Genomic DNA, 17,699 nt, shown 5'->3' on the forward strand with positions numbered 1-17,699 from the left:
CATACGCGCCGGCCCTTCCCTCACCACTCACCGTGGAGTCCTCTCATGAACAGTTCCCGCATGCGCCGCCTGACCACCGTCGGCGCGCTCACCGGTTCCGCGCTGTTGATGGCCGTCGTTCCGGCCTTCGCCCATGTCTCCGTCACGCCCAGCAGCGCCCCCAAGGGCGGCTACAGCACCGTCGCGTTCAAGGTCCCGAACGAGCGGGACAACGCCTCGACGATCAAGGTCGAAGTGAACCTGCCGGCGGACCACCCGATCGCGTCCGTCTCCACCCAGGCCGTGCCCGGCTGGAAGGTGGAGGTCACCAAGACCAAGCTCGCCAAGCCCATGACCATGCACGGCAAGACGGTGACCGAGGCCGTCACGAAGATCACCTGGAGCGGCGGCACGATCGAGCCCGGCCAGTTCCAGCAGTTCCCCGTCTCGTTCGGGCCGCTGCCCGACGACACGGACCAGCTGGTCTTCAAGGCCCTCCAGACGTACTCGAACAACGAGGTCGTCCGCTGGATCGAGGAGGAGAAGGCCGGCGCGGCCGAGCCGGCCAACCCGGCGCCCGCGCTGAAGCTGACCGCGGCGGCGACGGACGCCCACGGTGCCGCGGCCCCCGCCGCCGACGCCAAGGCGAAGGACACCACGACCGCCGCGGCCGCCGACTCCGACAGCAGTGACTCGACCGCGCGGATCCTGGGCATCACCGGAATCGTCATCGGCGTCATCGGCGTCGCGTTCGGTGTCCTGGCCGGACGCCGCCGCACCTCCGCCTGACGCACCGGCCGGGCGGCCGTAAGGCACGTCGTCGGCACGTCCGATGCTCCGTACGTGGTGCCGGGACCCCGCGAGTCCCGGTACGCCGTCGCATCGGTACGCCGCCGGCCCGTACGGCCGCCCGGCCCCGCCATCGCACTCCCCGGGAAACTTCATGCGTACAACGATCAAGATCGGCGTGGCCCTGGCGGCCGTCGCGGCCCTCGCCGGATGCGGGGCCTCCAGCGGCGACTCCAAGGAACCGCTCGCGGTCGTCTCCGGAGCGGCGTCCAAGCCGGGCACCCTCCTCGACGCCCCCTTCAACAAGCCGCAACTGACCCTCACCGACACCCACGGCAAGCCGTACGACCTGGTCAAGGAGACGGCGGGCCGGCCCGTTCTGCTCTTCTTCGGCTACACCCACTGCCCGGACGTGTGCCCGACGACGATGAGCGACCTCGCCATCGCCAAGTCGCGGCTGTCCAAGCCCGACCAGGAGAAACTGCGGGTCGTGTTCGTCAGCACCGACCCCGCACGCGACACCCCGCAGCGCCTCGGCTCGTGGCTGGCTGCCCAGGACAAGGACTTCATCGGCCTGACCGGTGACTTCGGCACGATCCAGAAGGCCGCGAAATCCGTCGGCGTCGGCATCGAGAAGCCGGTGACGGAGAAGGACGGCAGCATCACCGTCACCCACGGCGCCGAGGTCCTGGCCTTCTGGCCGAAGGACGACAAGGGACATGTGCTCTACATGTCGGGCACCACCTCGGACGAGTTCGCCGCCGACCTGCCGAAGCTCATCAGAAGCGAGGCACCGTGAGGCGCCGCAGGCCCGCCCATGCCCTGATCGCCACCGTCGCCCTCGGCGGCTGCCTCGCGCTCGCCGGCTGTTCCTCGGCGTCCGACGCCTCGGCACACGCCGGGACGAAGGGGCCGAAGCTCGCGGTGAGCGGGGCGTACATACCGCAGCCGGTGATGGCCGACATGGCCGCCGGGTATTTCACGGTCACCAACACCGGCGACACCGACGCGGAACTCACCTCGGTCAGCAGCGACCTGGCCGCCGACATCACCCTGCACACCACCACCGACAACCGGATGCGCAAGGTGAACTCCCTGACCGTCCCGGCGGGCGGGCGGCTTACGCTCAGCAGCGGCGGAAATCATCTGATGCTGCGGGAACTCACGCACAAGCCGGTGGCCGGCGACAAGGTGTCCATGGAACTGCACTTCGCCGAGGCGGGCCCGATCGGCGTCACCGTGCCGGTCGAGCCGACCGGCTACCGGCCGAAGGACTGAGGGGAGCAACGATGACCATCAGGCGTGCGCTGGTCGTACTGGGCGCCCTGCTCGCCGTCGTGCTCGGGGCCGCCGCCCCGGCTTCGGCGCATGCCGCGCTGGTGAACACCAACCCCGGGGAGGACTCCGTCGTCAAGACGGCGCCGCAGCAGGTGCTGCTCACCTTCTCCGAAGGCGTGCTGCTGTCCGCCGACTCGCTGCGGGTCCTCGACCCGGCCGGCGGCCGGGTGGACAGCGGCACGCCGCAGCACGCCGACGGCAACAGCTCCACCGCCGTGGTCGCGCTGCGCGCCGGACTCGGCGACGGGACCTACACCGTCGCCTGGAAGGCCGTCTCGGAGGACAGCCACCCGGTCGCGGGCGCCTTCACGTTCTCCGTCGGCGCCCCCTCCAAGACCACCGTCGTCCTCGCCGACCAGGACCAGGCCGTCGGCGGCGGCGCCGCGGGCGTCCTCTACGGCATCGGGCGCTACGTCGCCTACGCCGGGTACGCGCTGCTCGTCGGCTCCTCCGTCTTCCTCGCCGTGTGCTGGCCGCGCGGCGCGCTGCTGCGCCCCATGCAGCGGATCGCGGTCGGCGGCTGGGTCGCGCTCGTCGCGTCCACCATCGCGCTGCTGATGCTGCGCGGGCCGTATGTGAACGGCAGCGGGCTCGGTGACGCGTTCGACCTCGGCGTGATGCGCGACGTCCTCAACACCCGGCCGGGCGCCGCCCTGCTGTCCCGGCTGCTGCTGCTCGCCGCCGCCGCCGTCTTCCTGGCGGTCCTGTTCGGCTCGTACGCCAAACGCGGAACGCCCGCCAACGAGAGCGAGCGGGCCGAGCGCGCCGACCTCGCCTGGGGGCTGGGCATCGGCGGCGGCGTCATCGCGACGGGTATCGCCGCGACCTGGGCGATGGCCGAACACGCCTCCGTCGGCATCCAGTCCGCCCTGGCCATGCCGGTCGACGTCGTGCACCTGCTGTCGATGGCGGTGTGGCTGGGCGGCCTGACCGCCCTGCTGACCTCCCTGGTGGCGGGGCTCGGCATCGAACGCGAAGCCGTACAGCGGTTCTCCCGCATCGGCTTCGCGGCGGTCACGACGCTGGTCGCGACCGGCATCTACCAGTCCTGGCGGCAGCTCGGCTCGTGGGACGCCTTCGTCTCCACCTCCTACGGGCAGCTGCTGCTCGTCAAGATCGGCCTGGTCGTCCTGCTCGTCGAGCTGGCCTGGCTGTCGCGCCGCTGGACCGCGCGGCTCGGCGCGCCCGCCGTCCCCGTCACCGCCGCGGCGGCCGTCAAGCGGCCGGAACGCGTCGTGGCCGGCTCGTCCACCGACCCCGCCCGCCAGGCGCAACTGCGGCTCCAGCGCACCGCGCGGGACAGGACCCAGGCCAAGCGCACCCGCGAGGCCGACCTCGCACGCAGCGGGCTGCGCAAGTCCGTGCTGGCCGAGGTCGTGGTCGCGGTGGTCGTCCTCGCCGTGACGACGCTGCTCACCGGCACCCAGCCGGGCCGCGCGGCGCAGGCGAAGACCGGCTCGGCGCCCGCCCCCGCCACCTCCTCCTCCGGGCTGCCGCTCAGCGTGCGCATCCCGTACGACACGGGCGGCCCCAAGGGGAAGGGCCAGGCCCTGATCACCATCGATCCGGGCCGGGTCGGCCAGAACGAGGTGCACGTCCTGATCTCCGGCGCGGATCCGGTGCCGGTCGACGTGCCCGAGGTGAAGCTCGAATTCACCCTCAAGGCCAAGAACATCGGCCCGCTGCCCGTACCGCTGCAGCACCTCGACGTCGGCCACTGGACCGCGGCCTCGGTGCAGCTGCCGATGGCCGGAACGTGGGAGGTGTCCGTCACCGTGCGGACCTCCGAGATCGACCAGGTGACCGAGACCAAGAACGTAGAGATCACGTCATGACCGAGCGGCGGACGACCGAACACCGGACCACGGACGAGCGCGCCGTCGACGAGCTCCCCGCCGGGCGGCACCTCACCCGGCGACGGCTGCTCGGCACCGCAGGAGCCGCGGGCGCGGCGGGTCTGGTCGTCGGCGGCGCCGGCGGGGCCTTCGGCGCCGCCGCCCTGCGGGACGAGCCGGCGACGCCGGCGTCGGTCGGCGCGACCGGCGTCCCTTTCCGGGACGGCGCGCACCAGGCCGGCATCACCACCCCGCAGCAGGCCCGGGGCCATCTGGTTGCCTTCGATCTCACCGCGGGGCAGACCCGCAAGAACGTCGCGGCGCTGCTGCGGCGCTGGTCGGCGACGGCCGAGCAGCTGATCGGCGGCCGGCTGGAGACCGGCGACGACCAGATCGCCTACGACGCGGGCCCGAACTCGCTGACCGTCACCTTCGGGTTCGGCGGTTCGCTGTTCCCGAAGACCGGTCTGGAGGACCGGGCGCCGCAGGCCCTCGCGCCGCTCCCGCCGTTCTCCGCGGACGCGCTGGACCCGGCCCGCAGCAACGGCGACCTGTGGGTGCAGATCGGTTCCGACGACGCGCTCGTCGCCTTCCACGCGCTGCGCGTGCTGCAGAAGGCCGCGGGGGACACCGCCCGGGTGCGCTGGCAGATGAACGGCTTCAACCGCACACCCGGCGCGACCCCGCGGCCGATGACGTCCCGCAACCTCATGGGCCAGGTGGACGGCACCAACAACCCCAAGCCCACCGACCCGGACTTCGACCGCCGGATCTTCGTTCCGGCCGGCGGCACGGACCGCTCACCGCAGTGGATGGCGGGCGGCTCGTACGCGGTGGTGCGCAGGATCCGGATGCTGCTCGACTCCTGGGACCATCTGTCCGTGGAGCGGCAGGAGAAGGTGATCGGCCGCCGCAAGTCGGACGGCTCACCGCTGTCCGGCGGTACCGGGACGACCCCGGTGGACCTGGACAAGCGGGACGCCCAGGGGGCGCCCGCCATCGCGGGCGACGCACACATCCGGGTCGCGGCGCCTGCCTCGAACGGCGGAGCGGCGATGCTCCGCCGGCCGTTCTCGTACCACGACGGCATCGGCTCCGACGGGACCCCGGACGCCGGTCTGCTCTTCATCTGCTGGCAGGCCGATCCGCAGCGGGGATTCGTCCCCGTACAGCGGAAACTGGACCGCGGGGACGGGCTGTCCCGCTTTCTGCGCCATGAGTCGAGCGCCCTGTTCGCGGTCCCCGGCGCGCCGGGCCCCGGTGAGTACGTGGGGCAGCGGCTGCTGGAGTCGTGAACCCGTCCGGCGCATTAGGGTGACGGTATGTCGGCTAGCCGCTACACCTATCTGGGTCCTGAAGGCACTTTCACCGAGGCCGCGCTCAGAACGCTGCCCGAGGCGGCGACCCGGGAGCTGGTCCCGATGGTGTCGGTGCCGGCCGTGCTGGACGCCGTGCGCAACGGCGAGGCCGGCGGGGCGCTGGTGCCCATCGAGAACTCGGTGGAGGGCGGCGTGACCGCCACCCTGGACGAGCTGGCGACCGGCGTGCCGCTGATGATCTACCGCGAGGTCCTGCTGCCGATCGCGTTCGCGCTGCTGGTGCGGCCGGGCACGAAGCTCAAGGACGTGAAGACGGTGACCGGCCACCCGGTCGCCCAGCCGCAGGTGCGCAAGTGGCTGCGGGCCCAGCTGCCGGACGCGCTGTGGGAGTCGTCGGCGTCGAACGCGGACGGGGCGCGGCTGGTGCAGGAGGGCCGGTTCGACGGCGCGTTCGCGGGCGAGTTCGCGGCGTCCACGTACGGTCTCGAACCGCTCGTCACCGAGATCCATGACGCGAAGAACGCGGCGACGCGCTTCGTCCTGGTCGGCCGCCCGGCCCGCCCGGCGGCGCCGCCCGGCGCGGACAAGACCTCGGCCGTCTTCTGGCTGGGCGACGACCACCCGGGCGCGCTGCTGGAGCTCCTGCAGGAGTACGCGGTGCGCGGTGTGAACCTGGTGCGCATCGAGTCCCGGCCGACCGGCGAGGGCATCGGCCGGTACTGCTTCTCGGTGGACTGCGAGGGGCACATCACCGACCGGCGGGTCAGCGAGGCGCTGATGGGGCTCAAGCGGATCTGCCCGCAGGTCCGGTTCCTGGGCTCGTACCCGCGGGCCGACGAGGTCCGTCCCCAGGTACGCCCCGGCACGACCGACAGCGAGTTCACCGACGCCGCCGACTGGCTGGGCCGGGCGCTGGACGGGCGGGGCTGAGCTGCCCTCCAAGGCGGCCCGCCGGTGTCCCCGTAGTTGTCCACTGAGTTATCCACAGGCCCGAGGTCCAGCCTGGGGATAACTGGGGATAAGTCGACAGACCAATCTGACCTAGTCGACAAATCGGTACACAGGCACCGAGCCCGTCCACAGTGGCTCAGGTCACCCTTCGTCAGCCCAATTCCTCTGATCAACTCTATAGGGGGAACACTTCTCACTCGAAAGTGAGTGTTAAGAGGGTTTGGACCGGGAATCCTTCGCCGAGCACCGGGCGTCCGGAACGATCAACTCCGTCTTCCACAGTTCGCACACACAACCTGTGGACAAAGGAAAAGAATCCCCATCCACCTGTGGATAACTCGGGTCCGCACCCCCTCCCAACTCCCGTTCTCCACAAGGGCGGTGCCCCGATGGAGGGATGCGGTGAATTCGGTTGACGGCACCCTTTTGTCCGTTATTGCATTTCGCTCCCCTTTTCCCGGAAACGGACATAACGCCACCAAAAGCCCTTAACTTGTCGCGTCGGACCCCGCCGCCCCGGTAGCCTGTAGCCGTGATTGACCTTCGCCTGCTTCGTGAGGACCCCGACCGTGTGCGCGCCTCCCAGCGCGCCCGTGGAGAGGACGTCGCGCTCGTCGACGCCCTCCTCTCCGCCGACGAGCGGCGCAGGTCGTCCAGTCATCGCTTCGACGAACTGCGCGCCGAGCAGCGCCAGCTCGGCAAGCTCATCCCCAAGGCCCAGGGGGACGAGAAGGCCGAACTCCTGAAGAAGACCGGCGTGCTCTCGGCCGCGGTCAAGGCCGCGGACGCGGAGCAGAACGAGGCCGCGCAGGAGGCCCAGAGCCTGCTGCTCAAGCTCGGCAACCTTGTGCACCCGGACGCGCCGATCGGCGGCGAGGAGGACTTCGTCGTCCTCGAGCAGCTCGGTGCGCCGCGCGACTTCGCCGCCGAGGGCTTCGAGCCCAAGGACCACCTGGAACTGGGCGAGATCCTCGGCGCCATCGACGTGGACCGCGGCGCCAAGGTCTCCGGCTCGCGCTTCTACTACCTGACGGGCGTCGGCGCGCTGCTGGAGCTGGCCCTGGTCAACGCGGCGATCGCGCAGGCCACCGCGGCCGGCTTCGTCCCGATCCTGACCCCGACCCTCGTCAAGCCCGCGGCCATGGCCGGCACCGGCTACCTCGGCCAGGTCGACGACGACGTGTACTACCTGGAGAAGGACGACCTGTACCTGGTCGGCACCTCCGAGGTCCCGCTCGCCGCGTACCACATGGACGAGATCATCGACGCGGCCAAGCTGCCGCTGCGGTACGCGGGCTTCTCGCCCTGCTACCGCCGCGAGGCCGGGTCGTACGGCAAGGACACCCGCGGCATCATCCGGGTGCACCAGTTCGACAAGGTCGAGATGTTCGTCTACACCACGCCGGAGGACGCCGAGGCCGAGCACCAGCGGCTCCTGGAGTGGGAGAAGCAGTGGCTCACCGCCCTGGAACTGCCGTTCCAGGTGATCGAGCTGGCCTCGGGCGACCTGGGCTCCTCGGCGTCGCGCAAGTTCGACTGCGAGGCGTGGATCCCGACCCAGGGCAAGTACCGCGAGCTGACCTCGACGTCGAACACCACCGAGTTCCAGTCCCGCAGGCTGTCGATCCGGCTGCGTGACGAGAACGGCACCCGCCCGCTCGCCACGCTCAACGGCACGCTGTGCGCCGTACCGCGCACCATCGTGGCGATCCTGGAGAACCACCAGCAGGCCGACGGCTCGGTCCGGGTCCCGGAGATCCTGCGCCCGTACCTGGGCGGCCGTGAGTTCCTGGAGCCGGTCAGCAAGTGAGCTCCTCCGCGCCCCTCCCGTACCGGCTGATCGCCACCGACCTGGACGGCACGCTGCTGCGCAGCGACCACACCGTCTCGGAGCGGTCGCGGACAGCGCTCGCCGCGGCCACCGCGGCGGGCGCCGCGCACATCGTCGTCACCGGCCGTTCCGTGCCCTGGGCCCGGCACATCCTGGACGACCTGGGCTACGAGGGCCTGGCGGTGTGCGGGCAGGGCGCGCAGGTCTACCACGCGGGTGAACACCGGCTGCTGACGTCCGTGACGCTGGACCGCCAGCTCGCCGGACTCGCGCTGGCCAAGATCGAGGCCGAGATCGGCCCGCTCTTCCTGGCCGCGAGCCGGGACGGCCTGGACGGCGAGGTCCTGATCGGCGCGGGGTACCAGCACAACCCCGAGCTGCCGGTCATCCACATGCAGGATGACAGCGAGCTGTGGAGCGCCCCGCTCAACAAGCTCTACCTCCAGCACCCGGGCCTGGGTGACGACGGTCTGGCCCGGGTCGCACGCGAGGTCGCGGGCGATCTGGTCGGGGTGACGATGGCCGGCGAGGGCATCGTCGAACTGCTGCCGCTCGGCCTCAGCAAGGCCACCGGCCTCTCCATCGCCGCCCGCCGGCTGGGCCTGACGGCCGCCGACACCATCGCCTTCGGCGACATGCCGAACGATCTGCCGATGTTCGCGTGGGCCGCGCACGGCGTCGCGATGGCCAACGCGCACGACGAACTGAAGGCCGTCGCGGACGAGGTCACCACCTCGAACGACGAGGACGGCATCGCGGTCGTCCTGGAACGGCTCTTCGCCATCACCTCCTAGGGCGACCGGGAGTAGCGTGCGTTCCCATGACGGTTCGCAGGGTCAATCCGGCGGGTGGGGATGCGCGGGCGACTGACGGTGCGGGGCCGGGTCCCGACGGGTCCATCGGCAGCGATCTCCATCTGGAGCTGACCGGCCCCGGCGGCCGGCGCGCCTCGCTGATGCGGGCGCTACGCGAGGCGATCCGCACCGGCCGGCTCACCCCCGGCACCCGGCTGCCGCCCTACCGCTCGCTCTCCGCCGACCTCGGCATCGCCCGCAACACCGTGGCGGAGGCGTACGCCGAACTCGTCGCCGAGGGGTGGCTCACCGCCCGCCAGGGCTCCGGCACCCGCGTCGCGCCGCGCACCGCGCCACCGAAGCCGAACCCCGCCCCCGCCGTCGCCGCACCCTCCCCGCGCACCGCGCGGCCCGCGTACAACCTGCTGCAGGGCCAGCCCGACGCCGGCAGCTTCCCCCGCGCCGCCTGGCTCACCTCCGCCCGCCGCGCGCTGACCGCCGCGCCCACCGAGGCGTTCGGTCCCGGTGACCCGCACGGCCGCCCCGAGCTGCGCGAGGCGCTGGCCGAGTACCTCGCCCGCGCCCGCGGGGTGCGTACCGACCCCGCCAGGATCGTCGTCTGCTCGGGCTTCGCCCATGGTCTGCGGCTGCTGGTCCAGGTGCTGCGCGGCCCGATGGCCGTCGAGGCGTACGGGCTGGCCTTCCACCGCGGCATCCTGGCGGCGGCCCGGATGCGTACGGTGCCGCTGGCCGTCGACGCGGAGGGCGCACGGACCAGGGACCTGGCGGCGAGCGGCGCGAAGTCCGTGCTGCTCACCCCCGCCCATCAGTTCCCGACCGGCGGTCCGCTCGGACCGGAGCGGCGGGCGGCCGTCGTCGACTGGGCCAGGACGACGGGCGGCATCGTCCTGGAGGACGACTACGACGGGGAGTTCCGTTACGACCGGCAGCCGGTCGGCGCGGTGCAGGGCCTCGAACCCGAACGCGTCGTGTACCTCGGATCGGTCAGCAAGAGCCTGTCACCGGCGGTGCGGCTGGGCTGGATGGTGCTTCCGGGACCGCTCGTGGAACAGGTGGTGGCGGCCAAGGGCGAGCGGGAGGCCACGGCCGGCGCCCTGGACCAGCTGACCCTCGCGGATTTCATCGCCTCCGGCGCGTACGACCGCCATGTCCGCCGGATGCGGCAGCACTACCGCCTGCGGCGCGACCAGCTCGTCGCCGCGCTGGCCGAGCGCGCCCCGCACATCGGCGTCTCCGGCGTCGCGGCCGGGCTGCACGCCGTGCTGGAACTTCCGCCCGGCACCGAGAGCGCCGCGGTCCGTGCCGCGGCGCGGCACGGTCTCGTCCTGGACGGCCTGGCCGGATACCGGCATCCCGACAGCGCGATGGATGTGCAGGACGGGCTGGTCGTCGGCTACGGCACGCCGTCCGACCATGCGTTCAGCGGCGCTCTGGAAGCGCTGTGCCGGGCGCTTCCGCCGGCCGGCGGTCGCTGACCGGCCGACGGCCGGTACGGGGCTCCGGCCGGTGCGGGCCGTCCGGCTTCCGCGCGGTCGGCGTCAGCCCGTAGCAGGCCAGGCCGATGAGAACGGCCGTGAGATGCCCGAGGTCGGTGAAGGTGCGGCTGGTGAGGACGGGCACGGTGAAGAACGTCAGGATCCCCAGCAGATAGCCCCACCGCCAGGGACGCGGCACCAGGTACGTCAGCACGCCGACGACACCGGCCATCCCGTAACTGACCCCGACGTCGACGGTGTGGGCGAGGGAACGCGGCAGGCGGTCGTAATGGATGCCGAACAGTACGGCCTTCTGGCTGACGAGCGTGGCCCCGATGTGCGCGGTGGCGACGACGACGAGCCAGCGCCAGGTGCCCATCCAGCGTTCGGCGGGCGCGTGGATCAGCTCGTAGAAGACGAAGTAGATGGCGAAGCCGGACGGGGTCGCCACCCACAGGGCACTGGCGAGCAGCACCCGGACCGGGTGCTGCCGCAGTTCGATGAGGTTGGTGCTGACGTGGTGCAGCAGGTACGCCCGCACGTGGGGTGACACGACGGCGACCACACAGGTCGTGATCGTCAGGATCAGCAGCCAGATGTGGGTCCCGGGGGAGGAACGCACCCAGGAAGCGCCGAAGCGCCCCACACCCTGGAGGGTGATGCGGCGGCGCTCGACGGGGATCGGGGTGTCCTGCTCTGCGGCCATCCCCCACATCATCTGTCAGGGCCGGCTGACCCGGCCAATCGCGTTTCGGACGTTCTTGATCGCGCACACCCGGCAGGGGGTGTCAGGCGCCCTTGATGGCGGAGATGTCGAAGCGCAGCTTGACCTGCTCGCCGATGAGGACGCCACCGGTCTCCAGGGCGGCGTTGTAGTTCAGGCCCCAGTCGGTGCGGTCGATCTTCGCGGTGCCCTCGAAGCCGACGCGCTCGTTGCCGTACAGGTCCTTGGCGGAGCCGTTGTAGGCGAGGTCGAGCGTGACCGGGCGGGTGGTGCCCTTGATGGTGAGGTCGCCCGTCATGCGGTACGAGTCCTCGCCGAGGCGCTCGGCGTCGGTGGAGCGGAAGGTGATCTCCGGGAAGGCGGGGGCGTCGAAGAAGTCACCGGTGCGCAGGTGCTCGTCGCGCTGGGCCTGGTTGGTGTCGATGCTGGCGACCTTGATGACCAGCTCGGCGGTGGACAGGTGCGGGTTGCTGCCGTCGAGGTGCAGCGCGCCCTCGTACTCGGCGAACTGGCCGCGGACGGTGGTGACCATCGCGTGCCGGACGGAGAAGCCGATCTCGCTGTGGGTCGGGTCGACGGTGTACTCGCCGGTGAGGTGCGAGAGGTCGCCGACGGCGGGGCCGGTCGCCACGGCGACGCCCGCGGTGCTGCCCGTGGTGGTCTTGGTGCGGTTGAAGAGTCCCATGATGTGCTCCTTACGAGTAGTTCAACGTTCAACTTCATTCACCATAACTCCATTCCATTTAACTTTCAACAACCTCACTCGAATGGGTCACGGATGCAGTTGTAGGATGACCGGATGACACTCCACGCAGCCGACCGCAGATCCCTGGTCGACACCGTCGTCGAGCAGCTCCGCGAGCAGCTCGCCGCCGGTACCTGGCAGGTCGGGATGCGCATTCCGACCGAGCACGAGCTCGCCGACCTGCTCGGCGTGGGCCGCAACACGGTCCGCGAGGCGGTCCGGGTGCTCGCGCACGCCGGCCAGCTGGAGTCACGGCAGGGCCAGGGCACCTACGTGATCTCCCGGGCCGACCCCGCCGCCGTGCTCCTGGGCATGCGCAGGGCCGGTATCCGCGACGTGCTGGAGCTGCGGATCGCGATGGAGGCGGAAGGCGCCCGGCTGGCCGCCGCCCGGCGGACGCCGGAGGACCTGGAGCGGATGCGCTCCGCGCTCGGCAGCGTGCACGACCACGGCGCGGAACTGACCGGCGGGGCGCAGGCCGACGACGACGTCCGCTTCCACCAGTACGTCGTGGAGGCCGCGCACAATGCCGCGCTGACCGAGGTCTACCGCTACTTCAGCTCCTCGGTCCGCGAGACACTCCTCGCCGCGGTCGGCGACAGCGACATGCCGCCGATCGACCTGGCGGCGCACACCGCGCTGGTCGACGCCATCGAGGCGGGGGACCCGCAGGCCGCCGACAGCGCCGCGCGGGCGCTGCTGCGGGAGCCGCTGCGTGCGGTCGAAGCCCTCCTCGCCGCGGCACCGGACCACCCGACCAGCTGAATCACCTCGCCACCACCCTTGGAAAGGGGCCCGCCTTGGCACGTCCGACCGCCACCGTCCCGCTCGTCGACGCGGAGCCCGGCCACCCGTCCGGGTCGCCCCGGCTGCTCTCCCACCCCGTACTGCTGCTGGCCGGCATCGTGCTGGCCTCGCTCAACATGCGGGGCGCGCTGGCCAGCATGGCGCCGCTGGTCGGCGACGTCAGCGCGCACTACGGGCTCTCCTCTACGGTGAGCAGCCTGGTCACGTCGGTGCCGGTGCTCTTCCTGGGGCTCGGCTCGATGGTCGCGCCCCGGCTGTCGCAGCGGTTCGGCACCGAACAGGTGCTGTTCGCCGCGCTGGCGGCGCTGGCCGCCGGGATCGTGGTGCGGTCGCTGTCCTCGGTCGTGGCGCTGTTCGCCGGCAGCATCCTGCTGGGAACGGCGATAGCCCTGCTGAACGTGCTGATGCCCGGCCTGATCAAGCGCGACTTCCCGCACCGGGCCGCGAGCATGACCTCGCTCTACACCTGCGCGATGGTCATCGGCGCGTCGACGGCCGCCGGGGTGTCCGTCCCCCTGGAGAAGTCGTTCGGCGGCAGCTGGCAGGCCGCCCTGGCGTTCTGGGCCCTCCCGGCGGCCGTCGCCGCGGCGGTCTGGTTCCCGCAGGTGGTGCTGTCCCGCAGGACCCGTTCCGCCGCGGCCGCCGCTCCCCGGACGAACAGCCCGGTTCCGGTCCGGGACGCCGGGCTCCGGCGGGTGCCGCTGGCCTGGCAGGTCACCTGCTTCATGGGCCTGCAGTCGCTGCTCGTCTACGTCGTCATCGCGTGGATGCCGACGATCCTCACCGACCACGGAATGAGCAAGGGCACCGCGGGGGTCGTCTTCGCCGTCAGCAACCTGATCCAGGTGGTGGGCGCGTTCGTCTTCCCGCTGCTCGCGGGCCGGATGCGCAACCAGGGTCCGCTGGTGGCCGTCGCCGTGAGTCTGACCGCCGCCGGATACGTCGGGCTCCTGGTGGACCCGGTCGGCGGCGCCTGGGCGTGGGCCGCGCTGCTCGGCGTCGGCCAGGGCGGCGCCGTCGGGCTGGCGCTGACGATGATCGTGCTCCGCAGCCGGGACGCGTTCACCGCCGCACGGCTGTCGGGCATGGCCCAGGGCGTCGGCTATCTGCTCGCCGCCGCCGGACCGCTGGCGGCCGGCGCGCTCTACCAGAGCAGCGGCGGCTGGACCGCCCCGATCGTGCTGATGCTGCTGCTGTGCGGCGCGCAGCTCGCCGCGGGACTGGGCGCGGGCAGGGACCGCAAGGTCTGACCCCCGGCCCCCGCCCCTCCCGTCCGTCGGTGCCCGGCTACTCCTCGCCCGCCAGGGTCAGCGAGCGCAGCCGCTGCGCGGCGAACCAGGTGGCGGCGACGGTCACCGCGACGAGCAGGACGATCGCGACCGGGAGCCCGACGTCGGACTGCACGATGTCGCCGCCCCCGATCTTCTGCGCCAGTGCCAGCGACCACTGCTGGACGCTGAGGGTGCGGGCGCCCGGGACGAGGTTGCCGATGAGGGATTCCCAGACCAGCGCGTAGACGAGCCCCGCCACCACGGCGTACCGGGTGACGACGCCCAGCAGCAGGAAGACCGCGGCGTAGGCGATCGACGCGACGGCCGCGGCGATGCCGTAGGCGACCGCGAGCTGCTGGCTGTTGCCGTTCAGGATGTAACCGGCGATGAAGGTCGGGATGGCCGAGAACGCCATGGCGACGCCGATCGCGACGGTCAGTTTCGTCAGGATGATCGACGGCCGCTTCAGCGGCTTGGCCAGCAGATAGACGATCGAGCCGTCGTCGATCTCCGGCGCGATGGCGCCGGTACCGGCGATGACGCCGATCAGCGGCACCATCGTCGCGAGCGCGAAGCCGCCCAGCAGGTCGCTGGTGACGTTGTCGTCCACACCGGCCAGGGCGCGCACGGCGACGGAGATGACGATCAGCAGCGCGGGCAGCGCGAAGAGGATGAGTGCGCGGCGCCTGCCGAGCAGCGCCCGGAAGGTGAGCCGGGCCACGGTGGGGTTGTACATCGCTGTGGGCTCCTTAAGGCCGTTGGGCCGCTTACGCCGTGACCAGGTAGGAGAAGACGCTCTCCAGGGACTCGTCGGACGGCGAGACCGTGTACAGCCGGATGCCGTGTTCGCGGGCGACGCGCGGCAGCAGTTCCGTGAAGCCGGAGAAGTCGATCGCCTGGATGCGCAACGCCTTCTCGGACCAGTCGAGTTCGATCGCGGCCGTCGACGCGTCCGCGATGAGCGCGGCGGCCAGCTGCCGGTCGTCGCTGGACCGTACGAGGTAGCGGTGCGGGCGGTCCGTCATCAGGCGGCGGATCTTGCGGAAGTCACCGGAGGCGGCATGCCGGCCGGCCACCACGACCTCGATGTGGCTCGCGAGCTGCTCGACCTCCTCCAGGATGTGCGAGGAGAACAGCACGGTGCGGCCGTCGGCGCCCATCTGCCGGAGCAGGTCCATGAGATGGAGCCGCTGGCGCGGGTCCATGCCGTTGAAGGGCTCGTCGAGCAGGAGCACCGACGGGTCGTGGACGAGGGCCGAGGCCATCTTCACGCGCTGCCGCATGCCCTTGGAGTACGTGTCGATCTTGCGGTCCTGCGCGTACGCCATCTCGACGGTCGCCAGCGCCCGGTGGGCGGCGGCGCCGGGGTCCGGCAGTCCGTGCAGCTCGGCGTTGGCGAGGACGAACTCCGCGCCGGTGAGGAAGTCGTACATCCCCTCCCGCTCGGGCACGATCCCGATGTGGTGGTACACCTCCTCGTTCCGCCAGATCCGCGTGCCGTCGAGGGTGACGGAGCCGGTGGACGGGGCGAGGAAGCCGGCCATCATGTTGATGAGCGTGGACTTTCCCGCGCCGTTCGGGCCGAGCAGGCCCGTCACGCCGGGGCCGATCGACATGGTGACGTCGTTGACCGCCACCACGTTGCCGAACCAGCGCGAGACGTTGTCGATGGTGATCGTCGTCACGAGAGTCCGACCTTCCGGTAGCGGCGCATCAGCAGGCCGAAGCAGCCGGCGATCACGGCGAGGAGCACGAGCAGGTAGACGATGCCCGCGAAGGCATTGGGCGGGCCGTAGTTGCCCGGGTTCGAGACGGTGGCGCCGAGCCACCAGGACTGTGCGCCGTCCAGCAGGCTGATCGGGGAGAAGAGGCCGAACCAGCCCTCCGCGTCGAAGTTGCCCTGGCTGTAGGCGACGCCCTGGACCGCGCTGACCGCGCCGTACGAGATGGCGATGACCGCGATGATCGCGGCGACGCCGAAGCCGCGGCGCGGCGTGATGGCGGCGATGACCATGCCGATGCCCGCCAGCAGCAGGGAGAGCAGGAGAGCGGCCACGATTCCCTTCCCGAATCCGGCTGTCTGGGAGGCGAAGCCGAACTTCGCCAGCAGCCCGCCGACGTAGAGGATGACCAGCGGCACCGCGGTGAGGATGAACAGCGCGGCCGTCATCGCCGCGAACTTGGCGGCGACGTAGTCGATGCGCTCGATGGGGCGCGAGAAGTACAGAGGTGTCGTCTTGAACCGCAGGTCGCGGGAGACGGACTGCGGGGCCTGGGCCGCGACGAAGAGCGCGATGACCATCTGCAGGAAGATCGTGTACTGCATGTACTGCATGGGCAGCTTGGTCATCTTCGTGCCGATGGCGACCGCGACGATGATCAGCGCCGGAGCGCACATCGCGGCGAACAGCAGCATCGGCAGCACCTTGGACTTCGCCGACCGGCCGAGGCCGTAGGCGCCGCGCAGGCTCTGCGAGAAGAGCGAGACGCGGGCGTAGCCGCGGCCGAGGCGCGGGCCGTCGTAGTGCCGGTAGCCGATGTTGTGGATGACATCGGCGCTGCGCTGGGCCTCCGGCGATGCGGGGGCGGGTACGGGTGCGGGAACGGTGTCAGGCTGCATCTCGGCTGCCTCCCTTCTTCGGTCGGCTGCCGGTGGCGCCTGCGGTCTCGAGGACGTCGGAGTCGTCGTCCGTCGCGTCGTCCGTCGCGTCGTCCGTGCTGAAGACTTCCGCGATCCGGTGCCGTCGCTGTTCCATCCGGACCAGGCCCAGGCCGAGTTCGGCGACCGCGTCCCGGATGAGGTCGTAGGTGGCCTCGCCGTCCATCTCGACCAGCAGGATGTGCCCGATGTCCGCGCCGCCGGATCCAGGGCCTTCGCCCTGCACCGAGACCCCGAGTGCGGTCAGCGCCACGCGCAGCGCGTCGGTGCCGTGCGGGTGCCGGTCGGTGTCGGTGACCTCGACCGCGAGCGAGGCGGTGGCCTGCGTGAAGTCGCTGGTGGAGGAGGAGCGCAGCAGCTTTCCGCCGTCGATGACGACGACGTGGTCGCTGATGCGTTCCAGCTCGCCGAGCAGGTGTGAGGTGACCAGGACGGAGATGCCGAAGTCGCTGTGGACCCGGCGGATCAGTCCGAGCATCTCGTCGCGGCCCGCCGGGTCCAGGCCGTTGGTCGGCTCGTCGAGGAGGACCAGCTTCGGATCGTGCACGAGTGCCTGCGCCAGCTTGACGCGCTGCTTCATGCCCGTGGAGTAGCCGCCCATGGCGCGGTACCGCTCCTCGTACAGCCCGACGTGGCGCAGGGTGTCGGCGGTGCGCTCGCGGGCCGCGGCGGGCGGCAGCCCGGACATCCGCGCCATGTGGACGACGAACTCGGTCGCCGACACATCGGGCGGCAGGCAGTCGTGTTCGGGCATGTACCCGACGAGACTGCGGATGGCCGCGCCTTCGGTGGCCACATCGAGTCCGAGCACGGCGGCACGGCCCTCGGTGGCCGGGGACAGACCCAGCAGAATCTTGATCAGGGTCGACTTGCCGGCCCCGTTGGCACCAACCAGCCCGGTCACGCCGGGGGTGATGTCCACGGAGAGCCGGTCCAGGGCGGTCACCCTTGGGTACCGCTTGCTCAGGCTTTCGGTCACGATCACAGTCACGTTGTCGACGGTAGTGGCGCGGACCACATCGGAGCGTCCCCCTCCGGGGCCCCATCGGGGTAGTCCTGCGGGCTGACCTCCCGTAGGGGATGTCCTCCGAGCGCGGGACGGATGTCAGGGTCATGACGGTCCGGGACAGCGGTGGCCCGGAGTTTTCCACAGGCGGTGCG

General features: G+C 71.3%; 17 protein-coding genes. 11 read left to right on the forward strand and 6 right to left on the reverse strand.

Annotated features, from left to right (window positions below; all coding sequences use genetic code 11):
* The first annotated feature begins 45 nt into the window (after positions 1-45).
* From G3I60_RS28540 to G3I60_RS28580, 9 genes are all read left to right on the forward strand, one after another.
* Positions 46-768, forward strand: coding sequence for a YcnI family protein (locus G3I60_RS28540; protein ID WP_138351104.1), 723 nt, complete (start codon positions 46-48; stop codon positions 766-768).
* Between the two features lie 154 nt (positions 769-922).
* Complete coding sequence (locus G3I60_RS28545; RefSeq protein ID WP_164294873.1) at positions 923-1,567, forward strand: SCO family protein; 645 nt, start codon at positions 923-925, stop codon at positions 1,565-1,567.
* Positions 1,564-2,046 carry a copper chaperone PCu(A)C gene (locus G3I60_RS28550; protein WP_164294874.1) on the forward strand — a complete coding sequence of 161 codons (483 nt, stop codon included), beginning with the start codon at positions 1,564-1,566 and terminating at the stop codon, positions 2,044-2,046. The genes G3I60_RS28545 and G3I60_RS28550 overlap by 4 nt, the downstream gene beginning before the upstream one ends.
* Before the next feature lie 11 nt (positions 2,047-2,057).
* Complete coding sequence (locus tag G3I60_RS28555; protein ID WP_164607896.1) at positions 2,058-3,941, forward strand: copper resistance protein CopC; 1,884 nt, start codon at positions 2,058-2,060, stop codon at positions 3,939-3,941.
* Positions 3,938-5,236, forward strand: a complete 1,299-nt coding sequence (gene efeB, locus G3I60_RS28560) for an iron uptake transporter deferrochelatase/peroxidase subunit (protein WP_164607898.1) — start codon at positions 3,938-3,940, stop codon at positions 5,234-5,236. The genes G3I60_RS28555 and efeB overlap by 4 nt, the downstream gene beginning before the upstream one ends.
* 27 nt (positions 5,237-5,263) lie before the next feature.
* A complete protein-coding gene (pheA, locus tag G3I60_RS28565) occupies positions 5,264-6,190 on the forward strand; it encodes a prephenate dehydratase (protein ID WP_164607901.1) in 927 nt (308 codons plus the stop codon).
* Between the two features lie 553 nt (positions 6,191-6,743).
* Positions 6,744-8,021, forward strand: coding sequence for a serine--tRNA ligase (serS, locus tag G3I60_RS28570; RefSeq protein ID WP_138351110.1), 1,278 nt, complete (start codon positions 6,744-6,746; stop codon positions 8,019-8,021).
* Entirely contained in the window at positions 8,018-8,836 is an 819-nt protein-coding gene (locus G3I60_RS28575; RefSeq protein ID WP_138351111.1) for an HAD family hydrolase, read from the forward strand. The genes serS and G3I60_RS28575 overlap by 4 nt, the downstream gene beginning before the upstream one ends.
* Positions 8,837-8,997: 161 nt before the next feature.
* Entirely contained in the window at positions 8,998-10,332 is a 1,335-nt protein-coding gene (locus tag G3I60_RS28580; RefSeq protein ID WP_164294907.1) for a PLP-dependent aminotransferase family protein, read from the forward strand.
* Here the strand turns inward: G3I60_RS28580 and G3I60_RS28585 are convergent.
* Positions 10,277-11,038, reverse strand: a complete 762-nt coding sequence (locus G3I60_RS28585; protein ID WP_203674078.1) for a rhomboid-like protein — start codon at positions 11,036-11,038, stop codon at positions 10,277-10,279. The two genes, G3I60_RS28580 and G3I60_RS28585, sit on opposite strands and share 56 nt — an antisense overlap.
* Before the next feature lie 82 nt (positions 11,039-11,120).
* A complete protein-coding gene (locus tag G3I60_RS28590) occupies positions 11,121-11,741 on the reverse strand; it encodes a YceI family protein (RefSeq protein WP_164294877.1) in 621 nt (206 codons plus the stop codon).
* A 114-nt stretch (positions 11,742-11,855) separates the two neighbouring features.
* Between G3I60_RS28590 and G3I60_RS28595 the strand changes: the two genes are divergently transcribed.
* Complete coding sequence (locus tag G3I60_RS28595; protein WP_138351113.1) at positions 11,856-12,566, forward strand: FadR/GntR family transcriptional regulator; 711 nt, start codon at positions 11,856-11,858, stop codon at positions 12,564-12,566.
* A gap of 104 nt (positions 12,567-12,670) precedes the next feature.
* Complete coding sequence (locus G3I60_RS28600) at positions 12,671-13,858, forward strand: MFS transporter (protein ID WP_239070360.1); 1,188 nt, start codon at positions 12,671-12,673, stop codon at positions 13,856-13,858.
* Positions 13,859-13,895: 37 nt separating this feature from the next.
* Here the strand turns inward: G3I60_RS28600 and G3I60_RS28605 are convergent, their stop codons facing one another.
* Genes G3I60_RS28605 through G3I60_RS28620 form a run of 4 tightly spaced genes read right to left on the reverse strand, consistent with a single transcriptional unit; the run spans position 13,896 to position 17,556 of the window.
* Complete coding sequence (locus G3I60_RS28605) at positions 13,896-14,615, reverse strand: ABC transporter permease (RefSeq protein WP_164294878.1); 720 nt, start codon at positions 14,613-14,615, stop codon at positions 13,896-13,898.
* A gap of 31 nt (positions 14,616-14,646) precedes the next feature.
* Positions 14,647-15,564, reverse strand: a complete 918-nt coding sequence (locus tag G3I60_RS28610) for an ABC transporter ATP-binding protein (protein WP_138351115.1) — start codon at positions 15,562-15,564, stop codon at positions 14,647-14,649.
* A complete protein-coding gene (locus tag G3I60_RS28615; protein ID WP_138351116.1) occupies positions 15,561-16,499 on the reverse strand; it encodes an ABC transporter permease subunit in 939 nt (312 codons plus the stop codon). The genes G3I60_RS28610 and G3I60_RS28615 overlap by 4 nt, the downstream gene beginning before the upstream one ends.
* Positions 16,489-17,556 carry an ABC transporter ATP-binding protein gene (locus tag G3I60_RS28620; RefSeq protein WP_164294879.1) on the reverse strand — a complete coding sequence of 356 codons (1,068 nt, stop codon included), beginning with the start codon at positions 17,554-17,556 and terminating at the stop codon, positions 16,489-16,491. The genes G3I60_RS28615 and G3I60_RS28620 overlap by 11 nt, the downstream gene beginning before the upstream one ends.
* Positions 17,557-17,699: the final 143 nt, after the last annotated feature.

Source organism: Streptomyces sp. SID13666, assembly GCF_010548325.1.
In the GTDB taxonomy this organism is placed as follows: Bacteria; Actinomycetota; Actinomycetes; order Streptomycetales; family Streptomycetaceae; genus Actinacidiphila; species Actinacidiphila fildesensis.

Coding starts and splice junctions, on each gene's coding strand:
- G3I60_RS28545 (WP_164294873.1), top strand. CDS start 923: ATGCGTACAACGATCAAGATCGGCGTGGCCCTGGCGGCCGTCGCGGCC.
- pheA (WP_164607901.1), top strand. CDS start 5,264: ATGTCGGCTAGCCGCTACACCTATCTGGGTCCTGAAGGCACTTTCACC.
- efeB (WP_164607898.1), top strand. CDS start 3,938: ATGACCGAGCGGCGGACGACCGAACACCGGACCACGGACGAGCGCGCC.
- G3I60_RS28590 (WP_164294877.1), bottom strand. CDS start 11,741: ATGGGACTCTTCAACCGCACCAAGACCACCACGGGCAGCACCGCGGGC.
- G3I60_RS28540 (WP_138351104.1), top strand. CDS start 46: ATGAACAGTTCCCGCATGCGCCGCCTGACCACCGTCGGCGCGCTCACC.
- G3I60_RS28585 (WP_203674078.1), bottom strand. CDS start 11,038: ATGGCCGCAGAGCAGGACACCCCGATCCCCGTCGAGCGCCGCCGCATC.
- G3I60_RS28605 (WP_164294878.1), bottom strand. CDS start 14,615: ATGTACAACCCCACCGTGGCCCGGCTCACCTTCCGGGCGCTGCTCGGC.
- G3I60_RS28580 (WP_164294907.1), top strand. CDS start 8,998: ATGCGGGCGCTACGCGAGGCGATCCGCACCGGCCGGCTCACCCCCGGC.
- G3I60_RS28615 (WP_138351116.1), bottom strand. CDS start 16,499: ATGCAGCCTGACACCGTTCCCGCACCCGTACCCGCCCCCGCATCGCCG.
- G3I60_RS28555 (WP_164607896.1), top strand. CDS start 2,058: ATGACCATCAGGCGTGCGCTGGTCGTACTGGGCGCCCTGCTCGCCGTC.
- G3I60_RS28595 (WP_138351113.1), top strand. CDS start 11,856: ATGACACTCCACGCAGCCGACCGCAGATCCCTGGTCGACACCGTCGTC.